General features: G+C 59.1%; 16 protein-coding genes. 12 read left to right on the forward strand and 4 right to left on the reverse strand.

Annotated elements, in window-relative coordinates:
- Nucleotides 1-132 precede the first annotated feature (132 nt).
- The 4 genes from ACOTXC_RS00570 to paaZ form a co-directional block, all read right to left on the reverse strand.
- Complete coding sequence (locus ACOTXC_RS00570; protein WP_421767289.1) at nucleotides 133-528, reverse strand: hypothetical protein; 396 nt, start codon at nucleotides 526-528, stop codon at nucleotides 133-135.
- A complete protein-coding gene (locus ACOTXC_RS00575) occupies nucleotides 506-799 on the reverse strand; it encodes a polymorphic toxin type 44 domain-containing protein (RefSeq protein WP_223825170.1) in 294 nt (97 codons plus the stop codon). The genes ACOTXC_RS00570 and ACOTXC_RS00575 overlap by 23 nt, the downstream gene beginning before the upstream one ends.
- A gap of 113 nt (nucleotides 800-912) precedes the next feature.
- Entirely contained in the window at nucleotides 913-1,395 is a 483-nt protein-coding gene (locus tag ACOTXC_RS00580; RefSeq protein ID WP_022648017.1) for an Hcp family type VI secretion system effector, read from the reverse strand.
- 225 nt (nucleotides 1,396-1,620) lie between these two features.
- Nucleotides 1,621-3,660 (reverse strand): phenylacetic acid degradation bifunctional protein PaaZ, encoded by a 2,040-nt coding sequence (paaZ, locus tag ACOTXC_RS00585; protein WP_421767290.1) that lies wholly within the window; start codon nucleotides 3,658-3,660, stop codon nucleotides 1,621-1,623.
- A gap of 285 nt (nucleotides 3,661-3,945) precedes the next feature.
- Between paaZ and paaA the strand changes: the two genes are divergently transcribed.
- From paaA to paaX, 12 genes are all read left to right on the forward strand, one after another.
- Nucleotides 3,946-4,875 (forward strand): 1,2-phenylacetyl-CoA epoxidase subunit PaaA, encoded by a 930-nt coding sequence (gene paaA, locus ACOTXC_RS00590; RefSeq protein WP_421767291.1) that lies wholly within the window; start codon nucleotides 3,946-3,948, stop codon nucleotides 4,873-4,875.
- Between the two features lie 12 nt (nucleotides 4,876-4,887).
- Nucleotides 4,888-5,175, forward strand: a complete 288-nt coding sequence (paaB, locus tag ACOTXC_RS00595; protein ID WP_003857353.1) for a 1,2-phenylacetyl-CoA epoxidase subunit PaaB — start codon at nucleotides 4,888-4,890, stop codon at nucleotides 5,173-5,175.
- 8 nt (nucleotides 5,176-5,183) lie between these two features.
- Entirely contained in the window at nucleotides 5,184-5,930 is a 747-nt protein-coding gene (gene paaC / locus ACOTXC_RS00600; protein WP_063138213.1) for a 1,2-phenylacetyl-CoA epoxidase subunit PaaC, read from the forward strand.
- 11 nt (nucleotides 5,931-5,941) lie between these two features.
- Nucleotides 5,942-6,439, forward strand: coding sequence for a 1,2-phenylacetyl-CoA epoxidase subunit PaaD (gene paaD / locus ACOTXC_RS00605; protein ID WP_003857347.1), 498 nt, complete (start codon nucleotides 5,942-5,944; stop codon nucleotides 6,437-6,439).
- Between the two features lie 7 nt (nucleotides 6,440-6,446).
- Complete coding sequence (paaE, locus tag ACOTXC_RS00610) at nucleotides 6,447-7,517, forward strand: 1,2-phenylacetyl-CoA epoxidase subunit PaaE (protein ID WP_063147361.1); 1,071 nt, start codon at nucleotides 6,447-6,449, stop codon at nucleotides 7,515-7,517.
- Nucleotides 7,514-8,281 (forward strand): 2,3-dehydroadipyl-CoA hydratase PaaF, encoded by a 768-nt coding sequence (gene paaF, locus ACOTXC_RS00615; protein WP_022648023.1) that lies wholly within the window; start codon nucleotides 7,514-7,516, stop codon nucleotides 8,279-8,281. The genes paaE and paaF overlap by 4 nt, the downstream gene beginning before the upstream one ends.
- Nucleotides 8,281-9,069, forward strand: a complete 789-nt coding sequence (gene paaG / locus ACOTXC_RS00620; protein WP_108367520.1) for a 2-(1,2-epoxy-1,2-dihydrophenyl)acetyl-CoA isomerase PaaG — start codon at nucleotides 8,281-8,283, stop codon at nucleotides 9,067-9,069. The genes paaF and paaG overlap by 1 nt, the downstream gene beginning before the upstream one ends.
- Before the next feature lies 1 nt (nucleotide 9,070).
- Nucleotides 9,071-10,495 carry a 3-hydroxyacyl-CoA dehydrogenase PaaH gene (paaH, locus tag ACOTXC_RS00625; protein ID WP_421767292.1) on the forward strand — a complete coding sequence of 475 codons (1,425 nt, stop codon included), beginning with the start codon at nucleotides 9,071-9,073 and terminating at the stop codon, nucleotides 10,493-10,495.
- Nucleotides 10,485-10,907, forward strand: coding sequence for a hydroxyphenylacetyl-CoA thioesterase PaaI (gene paaI / locus ACOTXC_RS00630; RefSeq protein WP_023300032.1), 423 nt, complete (start codon nucleotides 10,485-10,487; stop codon nucleotides 10,905-10,907). Before paaH ends, paaI begins: the two co-directional genes overlap by 11 nt.
- Nucleotides 10,907-12,112: a 3-oxoadipyl-CoA thiolase gene (pcaF, locus tag ACOTXC_RS00635; protein ID WP_063849241.1), complete on the forward strand. Its 1,206-nt coding sequence runs from the start codon at nucleotides 10,907-10,909 to the stop codon at nucleotides 12,110-12,112. The genes paaI and pcaF overlap by 1 nt, the downstream gene beginning before the upstream one ends.
- A gap of 26 nt (nucleotides 12,113-12,138) precedes the next feature.
- Nucleotides 12,139-13,455: a phenylacetate--CoA ligase PaaK gene (paaK, locus tag ACOTXC_RS00640; protein ID WP_069596525.1), complete on the forward strand. Its 1,317-nt coding sequence runs from the start codon at nucleotides 12,139-12,141 to the stop codon at nucleotides 13,453-13,455.
- Between the two features lie 122 nt (nucleotides 13,456-13,577).
- Nucleotides 13,578-14,513 carry a phenylacetic acid degradation operon negative regulatory protein PaaX gene (paaX, locus tag ACOTXC_RS00645; protein WP_032622213.1) on the forward strand — a complete coding sequence of 312 codons (936 nt, stop codon included), beginning with the start codon at nucleotides 13,578-13,580 and terminating at the stop codon, nucleotides 14,511-14,513.
- The last annotated feature ends 2 nt before the right edge of the window (nucleotides 14,514-14,515 follow it).

Raw genomic sequence — 14,515 nt, forward strand, 5'->3', positions numbered from 1 at the left:
GTGTTGTGTCAGCCTTATCCTGACAGGCGCGCGCGAAAAGCGTTTGCCTGCATCTGCCAGGTTGTTTGTCAGTCTTGCCAGGTTAAAAAAAGACCGGGGGTGCATCACACCCCGTGAAAGTGAAAGTGTGCTTCAGTAAGGTGAACTGTCGAGATGAATGCAGACATCGAAACCTAACGTCGTGAACGAATAAACCGTACCGCGAACGCGAAGATAAATGTCTCCATTTTTAATTGCCACTGAAGCTTTATCATCATCGGTGATCATGACGGGATTGATATTCTTAATGTTAGACATGAATTCTTCCGGACTTTTTTTCGCATCAAAGAGATAAATATGAGACCTGTTTTTAGACAGTGACCCCGTCTCAACCTGGGTGATGTAAAGAGTTAAACGATCGTTAACCTTGATTTTTTCCTGCAAATTTTCATACACGGTAAAAAGATCGCGGAAAGGGTATGCAATGAATATGAGAAAACTAAAGATAATAATTCCAGCTCGCCAGTTAAAAACCCGAACGTCGCGCATAATCTATTCCTGCCCTTATCCATAACTGATCGACTGGATCATCACCGTAATTATTATTGTTCTGGAATTTTGCAAATTCGGCAGGATCGCTTGTCCCGGCAAGAATCTGTGCAGTGCCTGCCCCCCGGAGCAGAATTCCCTCAGGAATGCCTGCTGCCGCACCAACGGCACCGTAATGAAAATTGCCAAAATTGGCATACTCTGCACGGCCTTGTTTATAATCCCAGGGACCATGGTTTCTGACCATTTGATAAAACCATATGTAGGTCATTAATGAGGGGCCACCATGAAATCGCGCTATTATCATGTGGCTAACGACGTCCACGCCAGGTGGTGCAAAGGATGCAATATTATAGGGTGTTGAATAGGAAGGATTTCGCATATTTAACGCTCAGCCCAACAGTCTGCAAACTGTATATTACCATCGCAATATGTCCATGTTATTTTATCATAGCGTAGTTCCACGACTTCAAGATGATTATGTTTTTCTTTCGTCGGGTCTTTAATGTCATGCATCAATGGCGTAACGGAAACGACGCGAATATTATCGAGACGCATATTGTAATATTCTACTTCCTGTCCGGCGTCATTAATGCGATACCACCTGAACTCGGCCGTTTTAAGGGTTTGGCCAGTCGCAACCGCTTTCATCAGGTAAGGGGAGGAGGAATCGATTTCTTTTTGAAATACGACTGGGGCATGGTTACGTTTACTGGTAATTTTCCCGGTCAATGGATCGGTTGGGAGGCGAAGATTGTGTGTAAAGCCAGTGACTTCAATGCTTCCCTCACGGTAACAAACATCCACCGAGCCTGTAATTTTTGTACCACCATCGTCAGTCAAGAAAAGGTAAACAGGAATTGCCATAGTCTGTTAATCATCCATGTAATTTAACGTGGGAATATTCCCGGCGATAAATAATAACTATGCTAACTATACGGTCAATTTGCTTAGTGTTTCCGGTTGTAACTTATCCAAACCAGGCAGACTGGATGGTTCGATTAATCAAAGCCAACCAGCCCCTGTATTACCTTCCGTTTATTTTGATGCGCTCAAACACTCGAGGCAGCAAGGTTAATGCCATTGCTTTGATTAAAAGTCACCCTGCTGGCGCGCCACCAGCGTCAGGATGGAGTAAAGCGCCACGGCGTGCTGATGCTGGTTGAAGATCTCCACCGCCCATTCCACCACGCCCGTCGGTTTTTCCTCGGCAGTGCGCTGTTTCTTCAGCGTTTTACGTTTACAGGTCAGGCGCACCTGAATGGTATCGCCCGGCTTGACCGGCTCGATAAAGCGCAGGTTTTCCATGCCGTAGTTGGCAATGACCGGCCCAACCCCGGCATCGACAAACAGCCCCGCCGCGGCGGAAATCAGGAAATAACCGTGTACCACGCGCTCGCCAAAAATCGACTCCGCCGCGCCAATTTTGTCCATATGGGCATAGAAATGATCCCCGCTCAGGCAGGCAAAATTCACGATATCCGCTTCCGTCAGGGTACGACGCGGGGTCAGCAGGCTGTCGCCCGGCTGTAACTCCTCGAAGTATTTACGGAAAGGATGAACGCGATCTTCCAGCACCTCCGCGCCACGGACCCACTGTTTGCCGATGGCGGCGAGCATGGACGGGCTGCCCTGAATGGCCGTGCGCTGGAGATAGTGCTTCACCGCACGCAGGCCGCCCAGCTCCTCGCCGCCGCCCGCACGTCCCGGGCCGCCGTGCACCAGCTGCGGCAGCGGTGAACCGTGGCCGGTGGATTCTTTCGAGGATTCCTGGTTGAGGATCTGAATGCGTCCGTGGGCGCGCGCGGCACCGGCAATAAATTGCCGCGCCACGTTTGAATCTGCCGTGACCAGCGTTCCCGCCAGGCTGCCGCCACCCGCCCGCGCCAGCTGCATGGCGTGTTCACTGTTGCGGTACGGCATCAGGGTGGCGACGGGGCCAAAGGCTTCGGTGGCGTGAACGGCCGGAGTTTCGTCCGGCTGCGGGCAGAACAGCAGGGTGGGCGGGAAGAATGCGCCAGCCGCCTGCATATCGGCTTTACCACCCAGACGGATCTGGCAGCCCGAGGCAAGCAGATGATCGACTTTTTCCTGCACGTCAGCACGTTGCTCATGGTTGACCAGGGCACCCATCTTCACCCCTTCCTGGGCCGGATCGCCGACGACCACGTTCTCCAGCCGCGCAATCAGCGCCTGGCTGACGGCTTCAACCTGCGCTTCCGGCACGATGATGCGGCGGATGGCGGTACATTTTTGCCCGGCTTTGGCAGTCATCTCGCGCACCACTTCGCGAATAAACAGCGCAAACTCCGGCTGCTCCGGCGTCACGTCCTCACCCAGCACGCAGCAGTTAAGGGAATCTGCTTCCATGGTAAACGGAATGGAATGCGCGACGATATTCGGATGTACGCGCAGGCTCTGCCCGGTGCTGGCCGACCCGGTAAACGTCACCACGTCCTGGCTGTCGAGCTGGTTCAGCAGATCGCCCGCGCCACCACAGATCAGGCTGATGGCGCCGTCCGGCACCAGTCCGCTCTCGACGATCGCTTTCACCATCGCCTGAGTCACCTGCGCGGTGGCGGTGGCGGGCTTGATGATGGCGGGCATCCCGGCAAGCCAGGTGGGTGCGAGCTTTTCCAGCATCCCCCAGCACGGGAAGTTGAACGCGTTGATATGCACCGCCACGCCGGATTTCGACGTTAACACGTGACGTGCCGCAAAGCCGCCTTCCTTCGACAGCGGGATCAGCTCATCCTCCGGCCACAGGGTATCGTCCGGCAGCTCACGGCTGCCGAGGCTTGCGTAGGTGAAGAGGGTGCCGATACCGCCTTCAATATCCACCCAGCTGTCGGCCTTCGTCGCGCCGGTCTGGGCTGACAGGGCATAAAACCGATCCTTCTGGCTCAGCAGATGTTTGGCCACCGCCTTCAGCATGACGGCGCGCTCGATAAAGCTCATTGCGCGGAGCGCTTCTCCGCCTTGTTCAATGGCGTAACGGCGCGCGGCCGCCATATCCAGCCCTTCGCTGGTGACTTCAAATAGCGTTTCCCCGCTGATGGCGTGGGTGATGGTGCGCTCGCGGCCCCGGCCTGATTGCCAGGTGCCGGACAAGAAGCTGGCTAACTGCTGCATTTCTTCTCTCCAGGTGTTTCGTGATTTCACTATAAATAGTTTGATCGCGAATCATAAAAATCAAGCTGAGTTTTAATGAATTGTTAACGTTGTGATCTCTATTGCTTAGCCTGACCACCCGAAAGCCTTGTGTCATCGGCCTTTAATGAAAAGGCTTGCGAGCGTCGTCACAAAATAATCAAACACTTCTTGGGGTTGTATTTAACCTTTGTGTAACTTTTAAGAAACCAAATGATTCACCATTTTGCTGTTTGTGGTGATTTAACGAATCACAAAGGTGGTTATGTGACGCAAGAACAACGCTTTGAGCAACGCATCGCACAGGAGACGGCCATCGAGCCGCAGGACTGGATGCCGGATGCCTATCGCAAGACGCTGATCCGCCAGATTGGACAGCACGCCCACTCTGAGATTGTCGGCATGCTGCCGGAAGGAAACTGGATCACCCGCGCGCCGACGCTGCGCCGGAAAGCCATTCTGCTGGCGAAGGTTCAGGACGAAGCCGGACACGGCCTGTACCTCTACAGCGCGGCGGAAACGCTGGGCTGCGCCCGGGAGGACATCTATCAAAAGATGCTCGACGGCAAGATGAAATACTCCTCCATCTTCAACTATCCGACCCTGAGCTGGGCCGATATCGGCGTCATTGGCTGGCTGGTGGACGGGGCGGCCATCGTGAACCAGGTGGCGCTGTGCCGTACGTCTTACGGCCCGTACGCCCGGGCGATGGTGAAAATCTGTAAAGAAGAGAGCTTCCACCAGCGTCAGGGTTTTGAAGCCTGTATGGCGCTGGCGCAGGGCAGTGAAGCACAGCGGCAGATGTTGCAGGACGCCATCAACCGTTTCTGGTGGCCCGCGCTGATGATGTTCGGACCCAACGACGACAACTCCCCAAACAGCGCCCGCAGTCTTGCCTGGAAGATCAAACGCTTTGGCAACGATGAGCTTCGCCAGCGCTTCGTGGACAACACGGTGCCTCAGGTGGAGATGCTCAGCATGACCGTGCCGGATCCCGACCTGCGTTTCGATGAAGAGAGCGGCCACTACCGCTTCGGCGAAATCGACTGGCAGGAATTTGACGAGGTGATCAACGGGCGCGGGATCTGCAACCACGAACGTCTGGCCGCAAAACGTAAAGCCTGGGACGACGGCGCATGGGTGCGTGAAGCCGCTCTGGCCCACGCGGAAAAACAACGCGCCCGCCTGGCCGCATAAGAGGAATCAACCATGAGCAATGTTTACTGGCCGTTATACGAAGTTTTTGTCCGTTCGAAGCAGGGGCTGTCGCACCGCCATGTGGGCAGCCTTCACGCTGCCGACGACCGCATGGCGCTGGAAAACGCGCGCGATGCCTATACCCGCCGCAGCGAAGGCTGTTCTATCTGGGTGGTGAAGGCGAGTGAAATCGTCGCTTCCCAGCCGGAAGAGAGCGGGGAGTTTTTCGATCCGGCGGAAAGCAAGGTCTACCGCCATCCGACGTTTTACACCATCCCTGATGGCATTGAGCATATGTGAGGTTGGGGATGAACAACGTATCTGCTTATGCCCTGCGTCTGGGTGACAACGGTCTGGTGCTCTCACAGCGTCTGGGCGCCTGGTGCGGCCATGCGCCGGAGCTGGAAATTGACCTGGCGCTCGCCAATATCGGCCTTGATCTGCTCGGGCAGGCGCGCAATTTCCTGACCTACGCCGCTGAACGGGAGGGTAAGGGTGATGAAGACACCCTGGCCTATGGCCGCGATGAGCGTCAGTTCCGCAATTTGCTGCTGGTGGAACAGCCAAACGGCAGCTTCGCCGACACCATTGCCCGTCAGTATCTGATGGATGCGTGGAACGTAGCGCTGTACGAACGGTTGATCCACAGCAGCGACAGTCAGCTTGCCGCCATCGCGGCAAAAGCCATTAAAGAGGCGCGCTATCACCTGCGCTTTAGCCGCGGCTGGCTGGTGCGGCTGGGGGACGGGACAGAAACCTCCTCACAGAAAATGCAGCAGGCGGTGGATAGCCTGTGGCGCTTTACGGCTGAATTGTTCGACGCCGACGACGTCGAGCTGGGGCTGATTGACACCGACGTGGCGGTTGATCCGCGCGCCCTGCGGGAACCGTGGGAGCGCGAAGTGTTTGCCGGGCTGGCGGAAGCTACCCTCCGCGTGCCCGAGGAAGTGGCGTATCGCACGGGCGGCAAGAAGGGGCTACATACTGAACACCTCGGACCGATGCTGGCTGAGATGCAGTATCTCCAGCGCGTTTACCCCGACCAGCAGTGGTAAAGGAGAACGCTATGCAACGCCTCGTCGACATTGCGCCTGCCCAAATCCCGCAGATTTGGGCGCTGTTAAGCCAGATCCCCGACCCGGAAGTGCCGGTGCTGACCATCACCGACTTAGGCATGGTGCGCAGCGTGAAGGCGCAGGGGGAAGGCTGGGTTATAGGCTTCACGCCAACCTATTCGGGCTGTCCGGCAACGGAGCATCTGCTGGGGGCGATCCGCGAAACTCTGACCGGGAACGGCTTTTCCCCGGTACATATTGTGCTGCAACTGGAGCCCGCCTGGACCACCGACTGGATGACCGACGATGCCCGCAGGCGCCTGCGGGAATATGGCATCAGCCCGCCTGTCGGCCATAGCTGCCATGCCCACGTTCCCGCGGAGGTGAGCTGCCCGCGCTGTGCAAGCACCGATACCTCGCTCATCAGTGAATTTGGTTCCACGGCCTGCAAAGCGCTCTACCGCTGCAATACCTGCCGTGAGCCCTTCGACTATTTCAAATGTATTTGAGGCTGCCATGACAACGTTTCATTCATTAACAGTGGCAAAAGTGGAACCCGAAACCCGCGACGCGGTGACCATTACCTTCGCGGTGCCGCAGGCGTTACAGGAGGCGTACCGCTTCCGTCCCGGTCAGCATTTGACCCTGAAAGCCAGTCCTGGCGGGGATGAACTGCGCCGCTGCTACTCCATCTGCCGGAGCACCGCGTGCGGTGAGATCAGCGTGGCGGTCAAAGCCATCGAGGGCGGACGTTTTTCCCGCTATGCCCGGGACGAAATCAAACCGGGCATGGCACTGGAGGTGATGGTGCCCCAGGGGCATTTTGGCTACCAGCCGCAGGCTGAACGCGAAGGCCACTATCTGGCGATTGCCGCCGGGTCCGGGATCACCCCGATGCTGGCGATTATGTCCGCTACGCTGGCCACTGAAGCCCACAGCCACTTCACCCTGATTTACGGCAACCGCAGCAGCCAGAGCATGATGTTCCGCCGGGCGCTGGCGGACCTGAAAGATAAATACCCGCAGCGTTTGCAGCTGATCTCCATCTTCAGCCAGGAGACGCTCGACAGCGATCTGCTCCATGGCCGTATTGACGGGGAAAAGCTCCAGGCGCTGGCAAAAACGCTGGTGAATTTCCGCCAGTACGATGAAGCCTTCATCTGCGGCCCGTCGGCGATGATGGACGAGGCTGAGGCGGCGCTGAAAGCGCTGGGTATGCCGGAAAAAGCGATCCATCTTGAGCGCTTTAACACGCCGGGAACCCCCGTTAAACGGACAGTCAGCGTGCAGGCCGACGGGCAGAAGGTCACCGTCCGTCAGGACGGGCGCGACAGGGAGATCACCCTGACGGCGGACGACGAGAGCATTCTTGACGCGGCCCTGCGTCAGGGGGCGGATCTGCCTTACGCCTGCAAGGGCGGCGTGTGCGCCACCTGCAAATGCAAAGTGCTTCGCGGGAAGGTGGACATGGCGACCAACTACAGCCTGGAGCCGGACGAGCTGGCCGCAGGCTATGTGCTGAGCTGTCAGGCGCTGCCGATAACCGCTGACGTTATCGTCGATTTTGATGCGAAGGGGATGGCATGAGCGAACTGATTGTCACCCGTCATGGCCGCGTGTTGCAGCTGACGCTTAACCGTCCGGCGGCGCGCAACGCGCTCAACAATGCGCTGCTCACGCAAATCGCGGAGCAGCTTGAAGCCGCCGCCGCGGATGCGGAGATCGCCGTCTGTGTGATTTACGGCAACGAACGCTGCTTTGCCGCCGGGGCCGATCTCAACGAAATGGCGGAGAAAGACCTGCCCGCCACACTGAACGATATCCGCCCGCAGCTGTGGGCGCGGATAAACGCCTTCACCAAACCGCTGATTGCCGCCGTGAACGGCTACGCGCTGGGGGCAGGCTGTGAGCTGGCGCTGCTCTGCGACGTGGTGATTGCCGGCGATAACGCCCGCTTTGGCCTGCCGGAAATCACCCTCGGGATCATGCCGGGCGCAGGCGGCACACAGCGGCTAATCCGTAGCGTGGGCAAATCGCTGGCCAGCAAAATGGTGCTGACGGGCGAAAGCATCACGGCGGTTCAGGCGCACAGCGCCGGGCTGGTCAGTGACGTTTACCCGGCCTCGCTGACGCTGGAGTATGCCCTGAAGCAGGCGGGGCTGATGGCGCGCCACTCGCCGCTGGCGTTACAGGCGGCGAAGCAGGCGCTTCGCCAGTCGCAGGAAGTGCCGCTTCAGGCCGGGCTGGCGCAGGAGCGTCAGCTGTTTGCGCTGCTCGCGGCCACCGACGATCGCCGGGAAGGTATCAACGCCTTTTTACAAAAACGCACCCCAGACTTTAAAGGACGCTAATTGTGGAATTTATTCTGAGCCATGTTGAGCAGGGCGTAATGACCATTACGCTGAACCGCCCGGAGCGCCTGAACAGCTTTAACGACGTCATGCACCAGCAGCTTTCCGAATGCCTGAAGCAGGCCGAGCGCGATGACGCTATCCGCTGCCTGCTGATCACCGGGGCAGGACGCGGTTTCTGCGCCGGGCAGGATCTCAACGACCGTAACGTGGACCCGACCGGCCCCGCGCCGGATCTGGGCATGTCCGTTGAGACTTTTTACAACCCGCTGGTGCGCCGCCTGGCAAAACTGCCGAAGCCGGTGATTTGCGCGGTTAACGGCGTGGCGGCGGGGGCAGGTGCCACGCTGGCCCTCGGCTGTGACATGGTGATTGCGGCCCGTTCAGCCAGCTTTGTGATGGCCTTCAGCAAGCTCGGGCTGGTACCGGACTGCGGCGGAACCTGGCTGCTGCCGCGCGTGACCGGACGCGCCCGCGCCATGGGGCTGGCATTGCTGGGCGACAAGCTCAGCGCCGAGCAGGCACAGGCCTGGGGAATGATCTGGCAGGTGGTGGACGACGAGCAGCTCTCCGCCACCGCACAGCAGATGGCGCTGCATTTTGCCTCGCAGCCGACCTATGGCCTGGGCTTGATCAAGCAGGCAATCAACGCCGCCGAAACCAACACCCTCGACGCCCAGCTTGATCTGGAGCGCGACTATCAACGTCTGGCCGGACGCAGCGACGACTACCGGGAAGGCGTCAGCGCGTTCCTGGCAAAACGCGCGCCGAACTTTACGGGGAAATAAGATGGTGAATATCCATACGGTCGCCGTCATTGGCAGCGGCACCATGGGCGCCGGGATTGCCGAAGTGGCAGCCAGCCACGGTCATCCGGTTCTGGTGTACGACATTGACGCTGCGGCGATTTCCCGCGCCGTCGACGGCATTCGCCAGCGGCTGTCCTCTCGCGTTGCGCGCGGAAAACTCTCTGCCGACGCCGGGGAACAGATCCTCGCCCGCCTGACGCCGGTGACGAATATCAGTGCTCTGGCGAAAGCCGATCTGGTGATCGAGGCGGCCTCCGAGCGGCTTGAAGTGAAAAAGGCGCTGTTTGCCCAGCTGGCAGAGGTTTGCCCGCCGCAGACGCTACTCGCCAGCAATACCTCGTCTATTTCCGTTACCGCGATTGCGGCGGAGATAAACCACCCTGAACGCGTCGCCGGGCTGCACTTCTTCAATCCTGCCCCGGTGATGAAGCTGGTGGAGGTGGTCAGCGGGCTGGCGACCTCACCCGAAGTGGCCGATGCGCTGTGCGAGCTGGCGCTGAGCTGGGGAAAGCAGCCGGTACGCTGCCAGTCCACGCCGGGGTTTATCGTCAACCGCGTAGCGCGTCCTTTCTACTCGGAAGCCTGGCGTGCGCTGGAAGAGCAGGTGGCAGCGCCCGAGGTGATCGACGCCGCCCTGCGAGACGGCGGGGGTTTCCCGATGGGGCCGCTTGAGCTGACGGACATGATTGGTCAGGACGTCAACTTTGCCGTGACCTGCTCCGTATTTAACGCCTTCTGGCAGGAGCGTCGTTTTTTGCCGTCTCTGGTGCAGCAGGAGCTGGTGCTGGCGGGGCGTCTGGGTAAGAAAAGCGGGCAGGGCGTTTACCGCTGGCAGGAGGACAAACCCGCCGTCAGCTGGCTCGCCCCGGTCAGCCACAGCTTCAGCCCGATGCGCGCACAGCGAAGAAGTGACGGTGTCACGGAAATTGACGATCTGTTGCTGATCGAAACGCAGGGTGAAACCGCGCAGTCGCTGGCGCTGCGCCACGGCTGTCCGGTGGTGGTGGTCGACCGCATCGAGCGGGATGTGGCCGTTATAGCCGCCGCGCCCGGCAACCCGCACGCCGCCACGCAGAAAGCCATTTACTGGTTGCAGCACCAGGAGAAACGTGTGGTCCAGATTGCGGATTACCCCGGCCTGCTGATCTGGCGCACGGTGGCGATGATTGCCAACGAAGCGCTGGATGCCCTGCAAAAAGGGGTCGCCAGTGAGCAAGACATCGATACCGCCATGCGCTTAGGGGTCAACTATCCCTGCGGCCCCATCGCCTGGGGCGAGCGCCTTGGCTGGCAGCGTCTGTTAACGCTGCTGGAGAACCTGCAACGTCACTACGGCGAGGAACGTTATCGCCCCTGTTCACTGCTGCGCCAGCGTGCGCTTCTGGAGAGTAGTTATGAGTCATAACGCCTGGCATAACGCCCGCGCGATGTACGAACGGGACGCCTGCGCGCAGGCGATGGGGATGGACATTATCGAGATGGGCGAGGGCTACGCGGTGGTGACCATGACCATCACCCCGCAGATGCTTAACGGGCATAAAACCTGCCACGGCGGACAGCTATTCTCGCTGGCCGATACCGCCTTTGCCTACGCCTGCAACAGTCAGGGGCTGGCGGCGGTGGCCTCAGGCTGCGCCATCGATTTTCTGCGTCCGGGCTTTGCCGGCGATAAGCTGACCGCTACCGCGCGGGTGAAGCATCAGGGCAAACTGACCGGCGTCTATGACATTGAAATTCAGAATCAACAACAGAAAACCGTCGCTCTTTTTCGCGGGAAATCCCACCGCACCGGCGGCAGTGTGACAGGAGAAGCCTGATGCGTAACGCATTTATTTGTGAGGGTGTGCGTACCCCGGTCGGTCGCTACGGTGGAGGATTATCCAGCGTGCGGGCCGATGACTTAGGGGCCGTTCCGCTGCGTGCGCTGCTGGCGCGTTACCCGCAGCTCGATCTGGAGCGCATAGATGACGTGATCTTCGGCTGCGCAAATCAGGCCGGAGAGGATAATCGCAACGTGGCGCGCATGTCTTCGCTGCTGGCCGGGCTGCCGCAGACCGTTTCCGGTACCACCATTAACCGCCTGTGCGGCTCCGGTCTGGATGCCCTTGGCTTTGCGGCACGCGCCATTAAGGCCGGGGATGGCGATCTGCTGATCGCCGGTGGCGTCGAATCCATGTCCCGTGCGCCGTTCGTGATGGGCAAAGCCACCGCGGCGTTTCAGCGTCAGGCGGAGATCTTCGATACCACCATCGGCTGGCGATTTGTGAATCCGCTCATGCATCAGCAATACGGAACTGACAGCATGCCGGAAACGGCAGAGAATGTAGCGGAATTGTTAAATATAAGCCGTGCCGATCAGGACGCATTTGCCTTGCGCAGCCAGCAGCGCACCGCGCTGGCGCAGCAGAATGGCGTTCTGGCGCAGGAGATAATCCCGGTACAGGTAACGGGGAAAAAAGGCGCGGTAACGGAAGTGAGCGTAGACGAGCATCCGCGCGCCGAAACCACCCTTGAACAGCTTGCCGCGCTGAAAGCCCCGTTTCGCAAGAACGGTGTGGTGACGGCGGGGAACGCCTCTGGCGTCAACGACGGGGCGGCGGCGCTGATTATCGCCAGCGAGCCGATGGCGCTTGCCCAGGGGTTAATCCCGCGCACCCGCATTGTGGCCATGTCGACCGCGGGCGTCGAGCCGCGTCTGATGGGATTAGGCCCGGTTCCCGCCACCCGTAAGGTGCTGGAACGTGCCGGACTCAGTATCACCGATATGGACGTCATTGAGCTTAACGAAGCCTTCGCCGCACAGGCGCTGGGGGTGCTGCGTCAGCTGGGCTTGCCGGATGATGCGGAGCATGTCAACCCGAACGGCGGAGCGATCGCGCTAGGTCATCCGCTGGGAATGAGCGGTGCCAGACTGGCGCTGGCCGCGAGCAATGAATTGCACCGACGCGGCGGGCGCTACGCGCTGTGTACGATGTGCATCGGTGTGGGTCAGGGCATTGCCATGATCCTTGAGCGTGTTTGAGCGAACAATAATGTGAGTACCCTGCGATGATAAATACAAAAAAGCTTGATCCGATCGAAACCGCGTCCATTGATGAATTGCAGGCGTTGCAGACCGCGCGCCTGAAGTGGACGCTGAACCACGCCTACAACAACGTTCCGATGTACAAACGCAAGTTTGATGCCGCGGGCGTTCACCCTGACGATTTCAACGAGCTGGCGGACCTGCAAAAATTCCCGTGCACCACCAAGCAGGATCTGCGCGACAACTACCCGTTCGATACCTTTGCGGTGCCGATGGAGCAGGTGGTGCGTATTCACGCCTCGTCGGGCACCACCGGAAAGCCGACCGTGGTGGGGTATACCCAGAATGATATCGACAACTGGGCCAATATCGTCGCCCGTTCCCTGCGCGCCGCCGGAGGCAGCGCGAAGGATAAAATTCACGTCGCCTACGGTTACGGGCTCTTCACCGGCGGGCTGGGGGCGCACTACGGTGCAGAGCGTCTGGGGGCGACGGTGATCCCGATGTCCGGCGGCCAGACGGAGAAGCAGGCGCAGCTGATCCGCGATTTCCAGCCGGATATGATCATGGTGACGCCCTCTTACTGCCTGAACCTGATCGAAGAGCTGGAGCGTCAGATGGGCGGTGATGCCAGCGCCTGTTCCCTGCGCGTCGGCGTGTTTGGCGCCGAGCCGTGGACGCAGGCGATGCGCCGCGAAATCGAGAAACGGCTGGGCATTACCGCGCTGGATATCTATGGTCTCTCCGAGGTGATGGGGCCGGGCGTGGCGATGGAGTGTCTTGAAACCGCTGACGGCCCGACCATCTGGGAAGATCACTTCTACCCGGAGATCGTCAACCCGAATGACGGCACGCCGCTGGCCGACGGCGAGCAGGGTGAACTGCTGTTCACCACGCTGACCAAAGAGGCGCTGCCGGTGATCCGCTACCGCACCCGCGACCTGACGCGCCTGCTGCCGGGTACCGCACGTACTATGCGCCGGATGGATCGCATCAGCGGGCGCAGCGACGACATGCTCATCATTCGCGGCGTTAACGTCTTCCCGTCACAGCTGGAAGAGGAGATCGTCAAGTTCGAACATCTTTCGCCGCACTATCAGCTGGAGGTGAACCGCCGCGGGCATCTTGATTCACTTTCGGTGAAGGTCGAGCTGAAACAGAGTAGCTTAACGCTGACGCATGAACAGCGTTGTCAGGTCTGCCATCAGCTGCGTCATCGGATTAAATCGATGGTGGGGATTTCAACCGATGTGATGATCGTTAACTGCGGCAGCATACCGCGATCCGAGGGTAAAGCCTGCCGGGTGTTTGATTTGCGTAAGGTTGCGGCTAACGGATGAGGGATCTACACAAAATAATGTCTGCATCGACGGCCCCCTCTCCCTTGAGGGAGAGGGCTGGGGTGAGGGGGAAACCCCAGATTCCTATGCTATGATTCATCCAGGAAAAAAATAACAACAGAATGAATCACATGAATAAACTTGATGCCTTTATCCAGCATGCAGTCAGCTCTGTTCCCGTCAGCGGAACGTCGCTTATCTCCTCGCTTTATGGCGACGCGCTTTCCCATCGCGGCGGAGAGATCTGGCTCGGCAGTCTGGCGGCCCTGCTGGAAGGGATGGGATTCGGGGAGCGCTTTGTGCGCACCGCGCTGTTTCGCCTCAACAAAGAGGGCTGGCTGGACGTGTCCCGCATTGGCCGCCGCAGCTTTTACCGTCTCAGCGACAAGGGGCTGCGTTTGACCCGACGCGCGGAAAATAAAATCTACCGTGCAGAACTGCCGGCATGGGATGGTAAATGGCTGCTACTGCTTTCCGAGGGGCTGGATAAAACCACGCTCGCGGACGTGAAAAAACAGCTCATCTGGCAAGGGTTCGGCACGCTGGCGCCGAGCCTGATGGCCTCGCCGTCGCAGAACCTCGCGGACGTGCAGTCGCTGTTGCATGACGCGGGCGTGGCGGAAAACGTCATTTTCTTTGAAGCTCATTCGCCGCTGGCTTTGTCACGCGCGGCGTTACGATCCCGCGTGGAAGAGTGCTGGCAGCTGACCGAACAAAACGCGATGTACGAAACGTTTATCAACTCGTTCCGTCCGCTGCTGCCGCTGCTGAAAGAGGCGTCGCCCGAGGATTTAACCCCGGAACGCTGCTTCCAGATCCAGCTGTTACTCATTCATTTTTATCGTCGCGTGGTGCTGAAAGATCCGCTGTTGCCGGAGGAGTTACTCCCGGCGCACTGGGCGGGACAGAGCGCGCGACAGCTGTGCATTAACATCTACCAGCGCGTGGCAGCGGGAGCCCTGGCGTTTGTCAGTGAGAAGGGGGAAACCTCCGTCGGCGAGCTGCCCGCGCCCGGCACGCTTTATCACCAGCGTTTTGGTGGTCTGAATATCACATAAGG

The organism is Enterobacter cloacae complex sp. IR5428, from assembly GCF_049238585.1.
GTDB classification, from domain to species: Bacteria; Pseudomonadota; Gammaproteobacteria; order Enterobacterales; family Enterobacteriaceae; genus Enterobacter; species Enterobacter intestinihominis.